Origin of the sequence: Pseudoalteromonas tetraodonis, assembly GCF_002310835.1 — a bacterium.
Classification (GTDB): Bacteria; Pseudomonadota; Gammaproteobacteria; order Enterobacterales; family Alteromonadaceae; genus Pseudoalteromonas; species Pseudoalteromonas tetraodonis.
Genome location: NZ_CP011041.1, coordinates 489,569 through 503,435 on the forward strand (window position 1 = coordinate 489,569; position 13,867 = coordinate 503,435).

Annotated in this window: 15 protein-coding genes and 4 pseudogenes; 10 read left to right on the forward strand and 9 right to left on the reverse strand. The window is 40.6% G+C overall.

Translation table 11 applies throughout. The features are described 5' to 3' along the window. Positions 1–69: 69 nt before the first annotated feature. The 4 genes from PTET_RS02285 to galU all read left to right on the forward strand — a co-directional run bounded on the left by PTET_RS02285 (position 70) and on the right by galU (position 3,702). Positions 70–1,122, forward strand: coding sequence for an EpsG family protein (locus PTET_RS02285; RefSeq protein ID WP_075170469.1), 1,053 nt, complete (start codon positions 70–72; stop codon positions 1,120–1,122). Between the two features lie 11 nt (positions 1,123–1,133). After that, a complete protein-coding gene (locus PTET_RS02290) occupies positions 1,134–1,967 on the forward strand; it encodes a glycosyltransferase family 2 protein (protein ID WP_096038144.1) in 834 nt (277 codons plus the stop codon). Positions 1,968–1,980: 13 nt separating this feature from the next. Continuing rightward, positions 1,981–2,724: a glycosyltransferase family 2 protein gene (locus PTET_RS02295; RefSeq protein ID WP_096038145.1), complete on the forward strand. Its 744-nt coding sequence runs from the start codon at positions 1,981–1,983 to the stop codon at positions 2,722–2,724. A 93-nt stretch (positions 2,725–2,817) separates the two neighbouring features. Then, positions 2,818–3,702, forward strand: coding sequence for a UTP--glucose-1-phosphate uridylyltransferase GalU (galU, locus tag PTET_RS02300; protein WP_096038146.1), 885 nt, complete (start codon positions 2,818–2,820; stop codon positions 3,700–3,702). Between the two features lie 411 nt (positions 3,703–4,113). Here galU and PTET_RS02305 read toward each other — a convergent pair whose 3' ends face one another. The 4 genes from PTET_RS02305 to PTET_RS02320 form a co-directional block, all read right to left on the reverse strand. Further along, complete coding sequence (locus tag PTET_RS02305) at positions 4,114–5,481, reverse strand: MFS transporter (RefSeq protein WP_096038147.1); 1,368 nt, start codon at positions 5,479–5,481, stop codon at positions 4,114–4,116. Positions 5,482–6,074: 593 nt separating this feature from the next. Next, positions 6,075–6,419, reverse strand: a complete 345-nt coding sequence (locus PTET_RS02310) for a four helix bundle protein (protein WP_013464033.1) — start codon at positions 6,417–6,419, stop codon at positions 6,075–6,077. A gap of 58 nt (positions 6,420–6,477) precedes the next feature. After that, on the reverse strand, positions 6,478–7,860 hold the full coding sequence (locus PTET_RS02315; protein WP_096038148.1) for an MBL fold metallo-hydrolase RNA specificity domain-containing protein: 1,383 nt from the start codon (positions 7,858–7,860) through the stop codon (positions 6,478–6,480). Between the two features lie 311 nt (positions 7,861–8,171). Beyond that, complete coding sequence (locus tag PTET_RS02320; protein WP_013464036.1) at positions 8,172–9,095, reverse strand: manganese-dependent inorganic pyrophosphatase; 924 nt, start codon at positions 9,093–9,095, stop codon at positions 8,172–8,174. A 117-nt stretch (positions 9,096–9,212) separates the two neighbouring features. Here PTET_RS02320 and PTET_RS02325 point away from each other — a divergent pair, with 117 nt between their 5' ends. Beyond that, entirely contained in the window at positions 9,213–9,713 is a 501-nt protein-coding gene (locus PTET_RS02325; protein ID WP_096038149.1) for a hypothetical protein, read from the forward strand. 13 nt (positions 9,714–9,726) lie between these two features. Then, a complete protein-coding gene (gene mutM / locus PTET_RS02330; RefSeq protein ID WP_096038150.1) occupies positions 9,727–10,536 on the forward strand; it encodes a bifunctional DNA-formamidopyrimidine glycosylase/DNA-(apurinic or apyrimidinic site) lyase in 810 nt (269 codons plus the stop codon). A 44-nt stretch (positions 10,537–10,580) separates the two neighbouring features. On the opposite strand, the gene PTET_RS02335 is transcribed toward mutM, so the two are convergent. From PTET_RS02335 to PTET_RS19360, 5 genes and pseudogenes are all read right to left on the reverse strand, one after another. After that, positions 10,581–10,928, reverse strand: coding sequence for a four helix bundle protein (locus PTET_RS02335; protein WP_013464039.1), 348 nt, complete (start codon positions 10,926–10,928; stop codon positions 10,581–10,583). Positions 10,929–10,977: 49 nt separating this feature from the next. Beyond that, positions 10,978–11,196 (reverse strand): annotated as a pseudogene (locus tag PTET_RS19315) (hypothetical protein); the annotation flags it as partial. Beyond that, positions 11,105–11,332: pseudogene (locus tag PTET_RS19320) on the reverse strand (hypothetical protein); the annotation flags it as partial. The pseudogenes PTET_RS19315 and PTET_RS19320, both read right to left, overlap by 92 nt. After that, positions 11,245–11,517: pseudogene (locus PTET_RS19325) on the reverse strand (hypothetical protein); the annotation flags it as partial. The pseudogenes PTET_RS19325 and PTET_RS19320, both read right to left, overlap by 88 nt. Beyond that, positions 11,420–11,632, reverse strand: a pseudogene (locus PTET_RS19360) (hypothetical protein); the annotation flags it as partial. The pseudogenes PTET_RS19360 and PTET_RS19325, both read right to left, overlap by 98 nt. Before the next feature lie 158 nt (positions 11,633–11,790). On the opposite strand from PTET_RS19360, the gene rplM reads away from it, so the two are divergent. The 4 genes from rplM to PTET_RS02365 are packed head-to-tail and all read left to right on the forward strand — an operon-like array spanning position 11,791 to position 13,761. Beyond that, positions 11,791–12,219: a 50S ribosomal protein L13 gene (gene rplM / locus PTET_RS02350; RefSeq protein ID WP_002957960.1), complete on the forward strand. Its 429-nt coding sequence runs from the start codon at positions 11,791–11,793 to the stop codon at positions 12,217–12,219. Between the two features lie 8 nt (positions 12,220–12,227). Further along, positions 12,228–12,620, forward strand: a complete 393-nt coding sequence (gene rpsI, locus PTET_RS02355; protein ID WP_024600778.1) for a 30S ribosomal protein S9 — start codon at positions 12,228–12,230, stop codon at positions 12,618–12,620. 34 nt (positions 12,621–12,654) lie between these two features. Then, positions 12,655–13,398: a translocation/assembly module TamB domain-containing protein gene (locus PTET_RS02360; RefSeq protein WP_157740495.1), complete on the forward strand. Its 744-nt coding sequence runs from the start codon at positions 12,655–12,657 to the stop codon at positions 13,396–13,398. Between the two features lie 15 nt (positions 13,399–13,413). Next, positions 13,414–13,761 carry a four helix bundle protein gene (locus PTET_RS02365; RefSeq protein ID WP_036955980.1) on the forward strand — a complete coding sequence of 116 codons (348 nt, stop codon included), beginning with the start codon at positions 13,414–13,416 and terminating at the stop codon, positions 13,759–13,761. Positions 13,762–13,867 lie beyond the last annotated feature (106 nt).

Consider the following 13,867-nt stretch of genomic DNA (forward strand, 5'->3'; position numbering starts at 1 on the left):
AACTACTTATTCAATTATTGGATTTATAAAAACTGTGAAAATAAGTGACAAAATGATTAGGCGCTTTTAATGTTATTCTATATTACTATGTTTTTAACTATAGTTATTCTTGGGCTATCAAAATTTAAGTATAAAAATTTATCAATGATTTTTATTCTATTTTTAGTATCTGCGCTGCGTTTTGACGTTGGTTTCGACTTTCTTTCATACTACACCTCGATTGTTGAATTTAAACCTGGCGATATGACGTATATAAGATTTGGCTTACTGCATGGGGCTTTAATAGAGTTTTCTAATAGAATAAATTTTACGCAGCTTTATTTTATAATCACCTCTGCGGTCATGTACTTTTTTATTCATTTAGCATTAAAAAACCATAGTAAAAACTATTTTTATTCAGTACTCATTTTTATCTCAATACCTTTTTTTTTCCTTATGTCGGTTAATTTTATAAAACAATTTACGGCGATGGCGGTAGTTTTATATAGCACCAAATATATTTTAAACCGTAATTTCATTAAATTTTCTTTCGCTATTATATTTGCTGCTATGCTCCATAGTACTGCGTTGGCTTGTATTTTCTTGTACTTTCTCTATCCTAGAAGAATATCTAGCTGGGTACTAATTTCTTTATTCGTAGGTTCTTTCTTCTCTTTTTCTTTAGCACAAAAAGCCGTCGATGCTGTTCTACCATTTTATTCTCATTATTTGCTCGTCAAAGTGGATGGGGGTAAAGTATTCCAGGTTTTGTTGGTTATCCTTTTTTCTTTATTTATTATTATTAGGCGATTACTTCCGAGCGCAGAAGCTAACTTTTATTTTTATGTTTTTACTTTGGGCGCTTGTATTTATAATACGTTTCAGCCTATAGGTTTTTCAGCAACAAGGGTAAGCTATTATTTATTAGTTTATCTGATCTTTTTGGTTCCTTTACTAAGTGTCAGGATACGCAAAAATCAATTTTTACTTGTCATTTTGACTATAACTTTTCCCCTTTTTGTAATTTCACTTTATATGAATTCAAAGGTAGGAACACGAAGTCCAAGTATACCTTATCAAGTGTTTTTTAATAAAGATATTCATGATATCCGTCCTTATGGATGGGTCAAAAAAGATGAATAACAGAGGATTTAATGTCTATTTCAATAATATTACCTGTATATAATGCTGAAAAATTCTTAGATAAAGCAATTAAAAGTATTTTGATACAAACACATAAACAATTTGAACTTATATGCATTGATGACGGTTCAACAGATCAGAGTTTAAATATTCTAAAAAAATATGCGACGTTAGATGATAGAGTTATAGTTATAAGTCGTGAAAATAAGGGGCTTATTTATACTCTTAATCAAGCTATTGATATGTCAAAATACAACTATATTGCAAGAATGGATGCTGATGATGTTTGTTTATCGACACGTTTAGAAGCGCAGCTCAAACTGATGCGAAAAGAAAGGCTAGCAATAGTTGGTTCTTCTTATACTTACATTGATATTGCTGGAAACATTATTGGGTCGCGATCTTTACCTTCAAGTAATAGCGTTATTTCATGGTTGATGGATCTTGGTTCTCCGTTGTGCCACCCCTCTGTTATGTTTGATAAAACGCTTTTAGGCAAAGAATTGTACTATAATGCAGATTTCAAGCATTGTGAAGATTATGAACTATGGTTTAGGTGTCGCTCCATAGGAGTAAAATTTGGGAATTTAAAAGAAAAACTTTTTAATTATAGAGTATTGGATACAAGTGTATCGCGACAAAATCGTCAAGAGCAAAAACAGACCTCGATTAATCTTGTAACACGTTATTGTTCTTATGCACATAATAAAACTGAAGCTGAATATCTTTTATTTGACCGAAATACAAAAAGAAATACAAAGTTAAACTTAAAATTCTTTTTTAGAATTTTTAAGAAACTTAGTTTTGCAAAAGCTATTTTTGTTTTCTTGTATCTTACAAAATAAAAAGGAATTTACATTGCTTAGTGTTCTTATCTCATGCTTGTTTAATCGTCTTGAAAACATAGAAAAAGTTATTAAATCCAAGGTTGTGTATGTTGAATATGTAGTTATAGTGCAAGGCACTAATCAAGATACTTTATCTACTTTTAAAGAATGTAATTTGTGGACAAACCGCGATGATTTGAAAATCATTTGCGATCCTAACATTGGAGTAACTTACAGCCGTAATCTAGCAATTGAACATGCTAATGGTGATTTAGCTTTATTTACAGATGACGATGTAACCTTGTGCGATGACTTTATCGAATTGGTGAATGAAAGTTTTCTTTATAATAAGAATTGTGACTTTTTAACTTTTAATGTTGAAGATGAAAACGGGGATTTTTTAAAGCCTCCTTTATCTAAAAAAGAGCATAATCTTAGAACGATTCTTGGAGTTGGTACCATCCAAATAGCTGTACGATTAAATGCTTTAACGCGAACTTATAAATTTCCTTTAAATCTAGGGGCTGGCGCAAAATATCCCTGTTGTGATGAACCCGTATATTTATCTATATTTTTAAACCAAGGGCACAAAGGAATGCATATACATAAAACCATCTGTCAACACCCTAAAGAGTCATCTGGGAGCTCACTTGATAGTTACGTTAAGGTAATATCTAGATTAATTGCTTTTAAATATATCTTTGGAAAAGGGCTAGGTTACATTTTTTTTATAGTTTTCATTATGAAAAATATAAATAAAGTGTTTACTAAATAACTTACCTAATCGATGACTCATTTTAGTTATTCAGTTAAGAGTTACTAATTAATTGTATACTAACCAGAATATTAACTACCTAAAGGACTACCCTTGAAAGCTGTAATTCCTGTTGCCGGTTTAGGCACCCGTATGTTGCCTATGACTAAGGCAATCCCAAAAGAAATGCTCCCCTTGGTTGATAAACCGCTTATTCAATACATAGTAAATGAATGTGTGGCGGCGGGTATTAAAGAAATTGTGCTCGTGACACATAGCTCTAAAAATGCCATTGAAAACCATTTTGATACCAGTTTTGAGTTAGAAGCCACGTTAGAAAAACGCGTAAAACGTACTTTGCTAGATGAGGTGCGCTCTATTTGCCCAGCAGATGTTACTATTATGCACGTTCGCCAAGGTGAAGCTAAAGGCTTAGGGCACGCTATTTTATGTGCCAAGCCAATAGTTGGTGATAGTGACTTTGTTGTGGTTTTACCCGATGTAATTTTAGATGCTTATACGGCAGATCAAAAAACTGAAAACTTAGCGGCGATGATCGCACGCTTTAAGCAAACCCATGCCAGCCAAATTATGTTAGAGCCTGTTGCTATTGAAGATGTAAGTAAGTACGGCATTGCTGATATTAATGGTGCAGAGCTTGCTGCTGGTGAAAGTGCAGCAATTAAAAAAATGGTTGAAAAACCAGCCGCAGATGTTGCTCCCTCAAACTTAGCCGTTGTTGGTCGTTATGTTTTAAGTAAAAATATTTGGCCATTACTCGCTAAAACTCATGTAGGCGCAGGCGGTGAAATACAGCTAACAGATGCTATTGATGCATTATTGGCTATTGATACGGTAGAAGCGTTTCATATGAGTGGTCGCTCACACGACTGTGGCGATAAACTCGGTTATTTAAAAGCGATTGTAGAATACAGCATGCGCGATAAAAGCTTAGGCGATGAGTTTACTGAATATATGAAAGAGTTGGTTAAAGGATAACGGGCGATGGGCATCGGGTAACGAGCTACGAGCGACGGGGTATGGGCATCGAGCCTAGAACCTCGAATTAACCAGTTGGGCTAATGGTTTTATTTTCTCATTTACTCCTCATTCACTTCTCTTTGTGAATAAGATCTTAAAATATTTATGCACAAAGAGTTTAAGAGACGCAGCGCTTTTAGAGGAAGTTACGGACTGCGAGCTTCGGGTTACGGGCGACGAGCTTCGGGCCTAGAACCTAAATCCTAATACCGACGCGGGGTGAACCCGCTGCTACAGGTATAAAAAAACCTTGCGATATTAGCCGCAAGGTTTTTAAATATCTGGAACCTTTAACCTTTAACCTTTAACCTTTAACCTTTAACCTTTAACCTTTAACCTTTAACCTCGCAGCTCGAACCTAGCACCCTTTTAAGCCCGACCTCGCAGCGCAGAAATACAGCTTGCCAGCATGACAAATCCTAATGACATTTTAAACGCCAATGAAATGGTGCTCATTAGTGCGTAGCTATTTTGCGCTGAGAAGGTGCTGTCGCCAAGGTAATAGTGCACAATTAAGTTGATTAAGCTCATGCCAAATAAATTACCAATAGTGCGTGATAAGTTCATTGAGGAAGACGCCACACCTAGCTCACTTTTATCCACTGCACCCATAATGGCATTGTTGTTAGGGGTCGAAAATAAGCCAAACCCAATCCCTAATAATAACAGTGAGCCACTAATGTAAGTGGTGCTTGAACTAACCGATAGCTGGGATAACAGAAAGAATCCAACCAGAACAATTACACAGCCTAGCGTGGCAAGTAAGCGTGGTTGTATTTTATCGGCAAGCTTGCCTGCTAGGGGCGCCATAATAGCCATTGAAACCGCTTGTAGTAATACTATTTGTCCTGCATGTGCGGGGCTTAATCCTTTTATATATTGCAGGTACAAACTTAACAAAAAGGCCAGTGAAAAGTTACTAGCATACATGAGAAACGAAGTAGACAACGATAGGCTGAATACACGACTTTCTAAAAACATTTGTACTCTAATTAAGGGGCGCCGACTGCGACTTTGGTGAACAATAAATAGCATTAAACAAATGATTGAAAGTGCGGTTAATAGCCAGCCAGCTATATTCGGTAAATCACTTAACCCTAATACCAAGCACAGTGCAAAGAGCGAGAAAATAACCATACCCCACCAGTCAAACGGCGATTTTTTATCGTTTTTCCATTCGCCATGTAAAAATAGTTTAATGGCAATAAGTAGCATAAGTACCAAGGGGATTTGCGAGTAAAACACGGCGCGCCATCCCCATATTTCAGTGAGCCAGCCACCAACCGCAGGCGCTGCACTGAGTCCTATGTATACACACGCCGCAGAGATGCCCAGTGCCATTCCGCGTTTATTATCAGGCGTAACAGAGGTAATAATGGCAACGCCTATACCAAAAATCATGGCGCCTGCTGCCCCTTGTATAAAGCGCCAAAAAAGCACCCACTCAATAGAGTTTGCTAACGCACACATTAGCGAGGCCAGCGCATTTAAACCTAAACCAAATGCATACACGCGTTTGCGACCATAGTTGTCTGCTATTTTACCGCACGGCAGCATAAAAATGACGCTACTGAGTAAATACAAGGTGGGCATCCACGCAATCATTTTTGCGCTTGCGTGTAAATCTTCAGCAAGGTCAGGAATAGCGATATTAACGCCTGCCATGCCAAGCGGTCCAATAATAGAGCCGCTACAAACGATAATAAGTGCAATCGTAGTGGGGGGGAGATTAAACAAGAGGTATCCTTTTATTTACTGGCCTTAAAATGATACGTGAATATACTTGCTTGTACAGGATTTAAAGGGCCGCGGGTTGCGGGCGACGAGCGGTGGGCAACGGGCTATGGGCTGCGAGCTACGAGTTACGAGTTACGAGCCTAGAGCTAAACACCGAACCTCAAACCTAAAGCCTAAATCCTGCGCGAGGTAAACTCCCGCCTACGGGCAAGTTAATATGGGTGTGTGAATGTAGGCGTGGCTTTATACCGCGTATTTTACGTTTTGGATTAAAGGTTAAAGGTTGAGATTAAGCCAAGCACGGTGTTTGGATTGAACGTAGGCGGGGCTTTATGCCGCGCACTGGTAGCTTTATGTCGCGTCAAAGGTAAAAAATTATTCACCACAGAGGTCACAGAGGTCACAGAGGAAGTGATTAAAAGTAAAAACAGTTAGCTGTCAGCGTTCAAAAAGGTATTACTCTGTGTAGCGCGAAGCGCCTCGGTGCTCTCTGTGGTTCAAAAATAAATATTTTAGGTTAAAGGCGAATGGTTAAAGTAAAAGAGCAGGTTTTAGAAATCAGATAGCAGACAGCAGATAGTAGAAATCAGACATCAAGCAGAGTCGAACCTATTTTTTAAGCTAGTTAGCATAGCTGCTAACTCTTTTGTTTCTAAAACCCATACTTGGCTTATACCTTTTGGTAAATAGCCAATTTCATCCCCAATATAGATTTGGGTGCGCGCTTCACCTAGTGAGGCGCGTGCAATATCAATAAAGCGGCTTTTTTCTTTAAAGCTTTCTCTGCAAACCCCCTCAGCTATATTGCTGGGAACCGATAGCGCAGACCGAGTTAACTGATCTCTAAACCCATAATCTTTTAAATTAGCGGTAGATTTATAAATTTCACAACTTAGTTTTACAGATCTTTTCCATACATCTAAATGCTCAAAGTTCATTACGATCTCCTAGGTTAAAATAAGACTTCTGATATCTGACTTCTTATTTTACTGTTATTTATCCCTTGCCAATTTCTACCGTCACCTCATCTCCCAATATTTCTCTGTATTTTGCTGCGAGTGTATTTTTAGCGTCATCATCGCCGTGAACTATTTTTATATGGTGGGGCTTTTTGCGCATACCGGTTACAAATTTAATGAGACCTGCCTGATCTGCATGAGCACTATAACCGCTTATAGTGTGTATTTTGGCGTTAATATTCACCCTAGTATTATTTATCAACACGTAGCCATTTTTTGGTCCGTAGGTTTGTATGTCGCGACCTAATGTACCGCGCCCTTGGTAACCTACAAAGAGTACGTCGGTGGTTTTGTCGGTTAAAAAGCGCTCTAGGTAGTTAACTATTCGTCCGCCAGTGCACATACCGCTTGCAGCTAGAATAATTGCAGGTGTTTGGCGGCTGGCTAAGTAATTTATTAACGCTAAGTGCTCGCTATGGGTGTTTATAGTAGTGAGGTTTTCAAAGTCGAGTGGGTGACGACCTTTGGCTACTTTTTGTTTGGCTTCTTCATCCCATAAATATTTAAATTTTCGGTACTGCTGAGTAAAGTTAGCTGCCATGGGGGAGTCGAGTATTACTTGTATTGTGCGCCAAGGTGAGTTTTTAGCAGAAGCATGAATTAGCTGTTCAAGTTCGTATAACAGCTCTTGCGTGCGGCCAATACTAAAGGCAGGCACAAGTACTACGCCGTTATCGGCAACGGCGCGTTCAATCACGTTTTTTAAGGTTTGCGTACGTTGTTTACGACCTTGGTGATTTTTATCACCATAAGTTGACTCTATGACTAAGGTATCGGCTTTATAGGGCGCTTTAGGTGAGGGTAGTAAAGGCGTGTAGGGCGCACCTAAATCACCAGAAAAAACCACTCTATGATTATTGCTCGCTTTATAAGGAGGCGTGCTTATGTCTATTTCTACATAAGCGGAGCCTAAAATATGCCCTGCTCGTTGTAGTCGGGCTTTAGCTGTGTGTTCACCTTTGCAAGGAAGCTCAAACCAGGCTTTAAAGTCTACTGCTACAACTTGTTGTTTAAGCAGCCTTAAGCAGGTATCTATTATTTTTTGGTCTCGCGTAACGCCCACTTTTAATGCATCTTCAATGACTAACGGCAATAAGCTTGCTGATGCAACAGAGGTAAATATAGGGCTTTTAAAGCCAGCCATTAACAAATACGGAATTCGGCCAACATGATCAATATGGCAATGGGTAACTATTAATGCGCGAACAGTGTCTATATTAAATTCAATGCTTAGATCATCTACAGAGTCTTCACCCTGGAATAGTCCGCAATCAATTAGAAAAGAGCTTTGGTCGTTTATTATCAGCTGGTGGCATGAGCCTGTTACGCCATTGACTGCTCCATGGTGAAGTATGTGCATTTTATGTCCTTATGTTTGGCTGCGGGCCACGAGCCACGGGTTACGGCTCGAAGCTCGAGCCTAGCACTTAGAGCCTAACGCCTTTATTTTATAAGTAAATATAGCAGGTATTTTAATGTTGGTGGGACTTCATACCGTAACGGGCGGGCAGCGTGCCACGAGCGACGAGCCTAGCAACTAACATCTTGAGCCTAATACTGACGCGGGGTAAACTCCCGCCTACAGGTATAAAAAAACCTTGCGATATTAACCGCAAGGTTTTTAAATTTCTCGAACCTCGAACCTCGAACCTCGAACCTCGAACCTCGAACCTAGCTCTTAAAAGCGTCTTGTAGTGGTGGTACTACTTGCTTTTTACGGCTCAATACGCCATCTAGCCATACTTTACCGTCTTCTGGCTTTTCACCATAGGCTTGCTCAACAAGGCTGGCATCGTCTGATGCAATCAGCATTTGTGAGCCTTCTTTCATAATGTCGGTTAGTAGTAAAAATACTGAATGACGACCGCCTTCTTCTTTAAGCTTGGCAATGTCAGCTTCAAGGTCAGCTTTAATCTCGTCAAATACTGCAAGGTCAATAACTTCTAACTGACCAATGCCAACAAGGTTACCGTTCATGTTAAAGTCTTTAAAGTCACGCATTACTAAATCACGTACAGGCGTATCTTCAACGGCTGATTTAACGCGGAACATGTCCATGCCTAGTTCTTTAAAGTCTTCAATGCCTGCAATTTCAGCAAGGGCTTCAACACATTTAATGTCGGCAGTGGTACAGGTTGGTGATTTAAAAATAACCGTGTCGCTTAATATGGCGCAAAGCATAATGCCAGCAATATCTTTAGGGATCTCTACGTTATAAAAATCGTACATCATCTTAATAATGGTGTTAGAACAACCAACAGGGCGGATCCAGCACTCAAGTGGTGTTGATGAGGTTAGGTCACCTAACTTATGGTGATCTACCACGCCAACAACGCGAGCTTGGTCGATATCATCAGGTGCTTGGGTTTTTTCTGTGTGGTCTACAATGTAAACGTCTTCGCCAGCGTAGCTAAGTTTAAGCTCAGGTGCTTCGAAGCCAAATTTATCTAAAATAAACTGTGTTTCTGGTGATACTTCACCAAGGCGGGTTGGAATTGCCGGCTCATCAATTTGGTTTTTTAAATAAGCCAGTGCAATTGCACCACATATTGAATCTGAATCTGGGATTTTATGGCCCACTACATACATTGACATGACTAAACTCCTTAAAATTTGCCGATATTCTAGCAAAGTCTTTGGGTTTTAACATATAGACAGTGTAATTAAGTTTTGGTTACACTTTAAATCGATATTATTAATTGGAAGACCCACATGCAACTCGGCCGAAAAGGTTGGAACAATGTTATTATTTTTTCGATGTTGATTATGATCTTCTTTTTAAATGGACTGCATAAAAACATAGGGAATGATGAAACACAGGCACAATTGCAGCCACTACTTCCTTCGCAAAGTTTTGTATTAACGCTTAAATTTATCGACCAAAAAATTGAGCGTATTGGCACTAGTTGGCGTACTACTGCTTTGCAAAAAAGTGTACCGCTTAGTTGGCAAGGCTCAGAGCAGCAACTTAGTGAGCTAGTTTATTTATGGCAAAATACCGCGCTGATGACCACCACTACACCTGATGCGCTTGATATGAATAAGCCACTATCGGTAGCCACGCTTGAACTCGCCGGTGAGTCCTTACCTTGGGTGTACTTATTATATGAAGCAAATGGTCAGTATTATCTATTCGATAAAACCAGTCAGCGATTATTGTTGCTAGATTTAACTACTGCAAAACAATTATTTCCAAGTTTTACCTTTTCATAAGTGAGTTTTATAAATGCCTGAATTACCAGAAGTAGAAGTTAGCCGTATGGGTATTACCCCCCATGTGCTAAACCAAGTTGTGACTAAGGTAAATATTCATAATGCCAGTATGCGCTGGCCTGTGCCAGATGAGGTGTATCAACTTGAGGGGGTAGTGGTTAGCAGTATTGAACGACGTGCAAAATACTTATTGTTAGAATGCGAGCTAGGCTCGGCTATATTGCATTTAGGTATGTCGGGTAACTTGCGGGTTGTGAACGCCAATGAGCCACTTAAAAAGCATGACCATGTTGAGTTTATTTTAGCGAATAATAAGGCGCTGCGTTTAAACGATCCACGTCGCTTTGGTTGCTGTTTATGGCAAGCCCCCAATGAAGAGCATAAGTTACTTGCTAAATTAGGCCCCGAGCCACTCACCGATGACTTTTTTGCTAAACGTGTTTATGAGCAATCTCGTAATAAAAAAGTGCCTGTTAAACAGTTTATTACGAATAACGCCGTGGTGGTGGGGGTTGGTAATATTTACGCTAACGAATCATTATTTAAAGCGGGTATCGATCCGCGAAAAGAAGCAGGTAAGGTAAGCCTTAAACGCTACCAAGCGTTAATCCCAATTATAAAAGACACCCTAGCCGCAGCAATTACTCAAGGCGGCACAACGCTGAAAGACTTTGCCCAAAGTGACGGTAAGCCAGGCTACTTTGCGCAGCAGCTATTAGTGTATGGCCGAAAAGGCCAGCCTTGTGTAAATTGCGAGAGCGAACTAACTGAAATTCGTCTAGGGCAACGCAGTACCGTTTTTTGTGAGGTGTGTCAGAAGTAGAGAATAGCTGTCAGCTGTAAGTTTTCAGCTGTCAGTAAGAATGGTTACTCACTTGTTTTTATTTTTGCTATCAAACTTGTTAGCATTTTTGACAGCTGGACTGTTTCATTTAGCCAAGACTTACCTATGTCGGTATCAATATAGTTAATATCGATGCCAATATATATTTGGGTTCTTGCCTCAGCAAGCGAAGAGCGAGCGATATCTAAAAAGCGTGTTTTTTCTTTATCACTCTCTCTTGTCATGCCCTCAGCTATATTACTAGGAACAGATAAACCAGAGCGTGTTAATTGATCTCTAAAGCTAAAGTCTTTAATTAGTTGTGTATTTCTGTAAATATCAGCGCTAAGGCGAGCTGAGCGCTTCCATACATCTAAGTTTTCAAAGTTCATAATACAAAATCCTTATGCTCAGTTTTTATCCTAGTTGATATTTTATTAACTACAAATATCTATTTTCAGCAAGGAAGTATTTTCTGTTGACTCTAAAGTTATAATTAGCTTTTCTGACCGCTGACCGCTGACCGCTGACCGCTGACCGCTGACCGCTGACCGCTGACCGCTGACCGCTGACCGCTGACCGCTGACCGCTGACCGCTGACCGCTGACCGCTGACCGCTGACCGCTGACCGCTGACCGCTGACCGCTGACCGCTGACCGCTGACCGCTGACCGCTGACCGCTGACCGCTGACCGCTGACCGCTGACCGCTGACCGCTGACCGCTGACCGCTGACCGCTGACCGCTGACCGCTGACCGCTGACCGCTGACCGCTGACCGCTGACCGCTGACCGCTGACCGCTGACCGCTGACCGCTGACCGCTGACCGCTGACCGCTGACCGCTGACCGCTGACCGCTGACCGCTGACCGCTGACCGCTGACCGCTGACCGCTGACCGCTGACCGCTGACCGCTGACCGCTGACCGCTGACCGCTGACCGCTGACCGCTGACCGCTGACCGCTGACCGCTGACCGCTGACCGCTGACCGCTGACCGCTGACCGCTGACCGCTGACCGCTGACCGCTGACCGCTGAGTAATAACTTTTCTTGAGGAAAAAACAACCGGCCGGTAGCAATGTGATTTAAGTGCTGGTATACTCCCGCGTCTGCCACGTTGCGTTCTATGTCCTCATATAGTTTAGCCACTTGTGAGCGGCGCAAAAGTCTAAAACTCGAAGGGGTTGTAGCAAACTTAGAGCGGTAGTTAAACATAACTACCTGTGGTTTTAATTGAAAAACATTGGATTTTTATAAATGAAAACGTTTGTTGCTAAACCAGAAACAGTAAAACGTGACTGGTACGTAGTTGACGCTGAAGGTAAAACTTTAGGTCGCATCGCTACTGAAATCGCTCATCGCCTACGCGGTAAGCATAAAGCTGAGTACACACCGCACGTAGATACTGGTGATTACATCATCGTTATTAACGCTGAGAAAGTTACTGTTACTGGTAATAAATTCAAAGACAAAGTGTACTATGCTCACTCTGGTTTCCCAGGTGGTCTTAAGTCTACTACTTTTGATAAACTTCAAGCTGCAAAGCCTGAAATGATCATCGAAAAAGCTGTTAAAGGCATGTTGCCACGTGGTCCTTTAGGCCGCGCTATGTACCGTAAACTTAAAGTTTACGCGGGTACTGAGCACAATCATGCTGCACAACAGCCTCAGGTTCTAGACATTTAAGGAGCACTATCATGGCAAATCAATACTACGGTACAGGTCGTCGTAAAAGTTCAAGTGCTCGCGTATTCTTACGCCCAGGCACTGGTAACATCGTAATCAACAAGCGCTCTTTAGAAGAGTACTTTGGTCGCGAAACAGCACGCATGGTTGTTCGTCAAGCTCTTGAGCTTGTTGACATGACTGAAAAGTTTGACTTACACATCACCGTTGCTGGTGGTGGTACTACTGGTCAAGCTGGTGCTATCCGTCACGGTATCACTCGTGCACTTATGGAGTTTGACGAGTCATTACGTCCACAACTTCGTAAAGCAGGTTTCGTTACTCGTGATGCACGTAAAGTTGAACGTAAGAAAGTGGGTCTTAAGAAAGCGCGTAAGCGTCCACAGTTCTCAAAACGTTAATTTTTACGTTATCAAGAATTCAAAAACCCAGCTTATGCTGGGTTTTTTGTTTTGTAGCTATAAGATTTTGGTTCAAGGTTCAAGGTTCAAGGTTCAAGGTTCAAGGTTCAAGGTTCAAGACTCAAGGTTCAAGGTTCAAGGTTCAAGGTTCAAGGTTCAAGGTTCAAGGTTCAAGGTTCAAGGTTCAAGGTTCAAGGTTCAAGGTTCAAGGTTCAAGGTTCAAGGTTCAAGGTTCAAGGTTCAAGGTTCAAAGCTCAAGGTTCAAAGCTCAAGGTTCAAGGTTCAAGGTTCAAGGTTCAAGGTTCAAGGTTCAAGGTTCAAGGTTCAAGGTTCAAGGTTCAAGGTTCAAGGTTCAAGGTTCAAGGTTCAAGGTTCAAGGTTCAAGGTTCAAGGTTCAAGGTTCAAGGTTCAAGGTTCAAGGTTCAAGGTTCAAGGTTCAAGGTTCAAGGTTCAAGGTTCAAGGTTCAAGGTTCAAGGTTCAAGGTTCAAGGTTCAAGGTTCAAGGTTCAAGGTTCAAGGTTCAAGGTTCAAGGTTCAAGGTTCAAGGTTCAAGGTTCAAGGTTCAAGGTTCAAGGTTCAAGGTTCAAGGTTCAAGGTTCAAGGTTCAAGGTTCAAAGCTCAAGGAGCAAGGTTCAAGGTTCAAGGAGCAAGGTTCAAGGTTCAAGGTTCAAGGTTCAAGGTTCAAGACTCAAGGTTCAAGACTCAAGGTTCAAGCTATAAGTTTGATCTAAGCTTTGTGTCTTTCTTATTTTACAGTTATAAGTTAAGCATGTTTTAGCTGACTGGTTATGTTATGAGGTTTGAAGATTTAAGGGTATGGCAACGTTCAGCCGATTTAGCTTGCGAGATTTATTTACATTTTAAGCAGAGTAAAGAGTTTGGTTTAAAAGATCAAATAACACGATCTGCGCTTTCAATTTCTTCAAATATAGCAGAGGGTTATGAACGGGTAACACCTAAAGATTATACTCGATTTTTATCATATTCTAAGGGGAGTTGTGGAGAATTACGCTCTCAAATTTACATTGCATTAAAAATAGGAGAGGTTGATACGACAAAGGCCACTGAATGGATTGAGGAAACTCGTGAACTTTCCCGTATGATTTCAGCATTGATGAAATCAATCGATGCTTGGGAATAAGAGGTTCAAAATTTAATATTCATTCAAAAATATATGAGTATGTTTCGCCTTTCGCCTTTCACCTTTCACCTTTCATCTTTCATCTTTCATCTTTCATCTTCAATTT